The following is a 2393-nucleotide window of genomic DNA, read 5'->3' as shown; positions in this document are numbered from 1 at the left end:
GTAACCGTCCGGCCAACGATGTGCCGTGAGGGATTGCCGGGGGAGCGGTTCGCGGCGGACGCTTCCGGGCATGGCGAAGCAGGTGGAGAAGCCGGAGTGGGCGCGCATCGCGGAAGCCTTCGAGGCCAGCGGGCAGACGCAGCGGGAGTTCGCGTTGGCGCGGGGCGTGCGGCTGAGCACGTTGCAGTCGTGGGTGTACCGGGCACGACGGGCCGCGCCGTCGCGAGCGGAAGCCGTGAGACTCTTGCCGGTGCAGGTGGCGACGACGCCCGCGGCGATGGAGTCGGGGATGGAGGTGGTCGCCGCGAGCGGAGCGCGGGTGCGATTCGCGGTGGGCACCGACGTGGCGTACGTGGCCCGGCTCGTCGCCGCGCTGGGACGGTGAGAGGGTGTTCGCGCTTCCGGCTTCGGTGCGCGTGGTGCTGGCCGTGGAGCCGGTGGACATGCGCAAGTCGATTGATGGCCTCATGGCCTTGGTGCGCGCCGAGTGGGGCGAGGACGTCTACTCGGGGCACCTCTTCGCCTTCGTCTCGCGCAAGGGCGACAGAGTCAAGGTGCTGACGTGGAGCCGGGGCGGCTTCGTGCTGCTGTACAAGCGGCTGGAGACGGGCCGCTTCCGGCTGCCGCGCGTGGAGGCGGAGGCGAAGGCGGTGACGCTGGACGCCACGCAGTTGGCGATGCTGCTGGACGGCATCGACGTGGCGGACGTGCGACGCCCGCCGGCCTGGTCACCGCCCGGGCGCGCGGCCTCCTGAGGGCCCGGCGCGAGCGCGGGGGCGGGCAGCGCGGTATGGGCTCCAGGTGCCGCGCGAGCTTCCACTGGACCATTTCTGCCCCTGGCGGGAGGAAGCCGAGGAGCTCCGCGAGCGGATGACGTCGCTGGAGTCGAAGATGGCCGCGCTGGAGCGGCGTGTCTTCGGTCGCAAAGCCGAGAAGCTGCCGCCCGTCGCCGAGGAATTGAGGCAGACGGCCCCGAGTCCCCAGGACGAAGCGGCGCGGGCCAAGGCCGCCCTGGAGAAGCGCCGGGCGCGGGCCGCACGGAAGGCCGAGGAGGCCCCGACGCGCGAAGTGCGGCACGCGGTGCCGCCCGAGTCGAGGCACTGCCCGGCGTGCGGCAGTGAGGAGTTGAAGCCGCTGGGCGAGGGGCGAAGGACGGTGGTGTACGAGTACGTGCCCGCCTTCTTCGAGCGGCAGGTGCACGTGCAGCAAGTCCTCTCGTGCGCGTGCGGCCAGGGCGTGGTGACGGCCCCCGCGCCGCCGAAGGTGGTGGACAAGGGCGAGTACGGCCCGGGCTTCCTTGCGCACGTTGTGGTTTCCAAGTGCGCCGACGCGATGCCCCTGCACCGGCTGGCCCAGCGGATTGAGCGCGGTGGGGTGCCCATGAGTCGCAGCACCCTGACGGACCTCTTCCACCAGGCCGCCTCGGTGCTGCTGCCTCTGTCCCAGCACCTCTTGCAAGTCATTGCCGCCGCCGAGGTGGTGTGGGCCGACGAGACGCCCGTGCGCGTGCTGGACGTGAAGAAGACGCGCCAGGGCTACCTCTGGACTTTCCTCACCCAGACGCCCGCGGGGGAGTGGCTGCTGGGCTACCGCTTCAGCCTGGGCCGGGCCAGCACGACGCCGAAGGAAGTCCTGGGCGGCACCCGGGGCGCCCTCGTGGTGGATGCCTATACGGGCTACAACGCGGTGACACTGCCCGAGGGCCGCGTGCGGGTGGGCTGCTGGGCCCACGTGCGACGGCGATTCTTCGAGGCGCTCCCCACCGCGCCCGAAGCCCGCCAGGCCCTGGACTTCATCCTCGCCCTCTACCGCGTGGAAGCCCTGGCTCGCGACGCGGCCGTCGTGCGCACCGACGCGCACCGCGAGCTGCGCCAGCAGCAGAGCCTCCCCGTCCTCACGGCGCTGCGCGCGTGGATGGACTCGCAGGCCCCGCGCCACCTGCCCAAGGGCCCCATGGGCCAGGCCCTCTCCTACGCCCTGAAGCAGTGGGACGCCCTGACGCGCTTCGTCTCCGACGCGCGCCTGCCCCTGGACAACAACCGCTCCGAGGCGGCGCTGCGCAAGGCGGCCCTGGGCCGGAAGAACTTCCTCTTCGTCGGCCACGAGGCCGCGGGGGAGAATCTCGCCGGCCTCTACGCCCTGGTCGCCACCTGCGAGGCCAACCAGGTCAATCCCGAGGAGTACCTGGCCGACGTGCTGCTTCGCGTCCAGACGCACCCGCACTCGCGCATCGGGGAGCTGCTGCCCCACGAGTGGAGACTGCGACGCACCGCCGACCCGCCCGAGTCACCCCTCCAGCCCAGTCCCTGAACAGCTCACTCCTCGCGGCGCTCGCCGAGCACGGTCGGGGCCTGTCTTCAAGCGTCCCGGCACGTCACTGGCCGGACGGTTAC

General features: G+C 72.0%; 3 protein-coding genes. All 3 read left to right on the top strand.

Features of this window, described 5'->3' with window-relative positions; genetic code table 11:
• Window positions 1-70: 70 nt before the first annotated feature.
• The 3 genes from D7V77_RS41590 (at window position 71) to D7V77_RS41580 (ending at window position 2310) form a co-directional block, all read left to right on the top strand.
• Window positions 71-385 carry a hypothetical protein gene (locus tag D7V77_RS41590; protein ID WP_120581678.1) on the top strand — a complete coding sequence of 105 codons (315 nt, stop codon included), beginning with the start codon at window positions 71-73 and terminating at the stop codon, window positions 383-385.
• A gap of 4 nt (window positions 386-389) precedes the next feature.
• Window positions 390-755 carry an IS66 family insertion sequence element accessory protein TnpB gene (tnpB, locus tag D7V77_RS41585; protein ID WP_120581677.1) on the top strand — a complete coding sequence of 122 codons (366 nt, stop codon included), beginning with the start codon at window positions 390-392 and terminating at the stop codon, window positions 753-755.
• 115 nt (window positions 756-870) lie between these two features.
• Window positions 871-2310, top strand: a complete 1440-nt coding sequence (locus D7V77_RS41580) for an IS66 family transposase (RefSeq protein WP_120581676.1) — start codon at window positions 871-873, stop codon at window positions 2308-2310.
• The last annotated feature ends 83 nt before the right edge of the window (window positions 2311-2393 follow it).

The sequence above is a fragment of the Corallococcus sp. CA041A genome, from assembly GCF_003612075.1.
GTDB lineage: Bacteria > Myxococcota > Myxococcia > Myxococcales > Myxococcaceae > Corallococcus > Corallococcus exiguus.
Note: the sequence above shows the minus strand (reverse complement) of the source record. Positions and strands in the feature narration are given on the sequence as shown.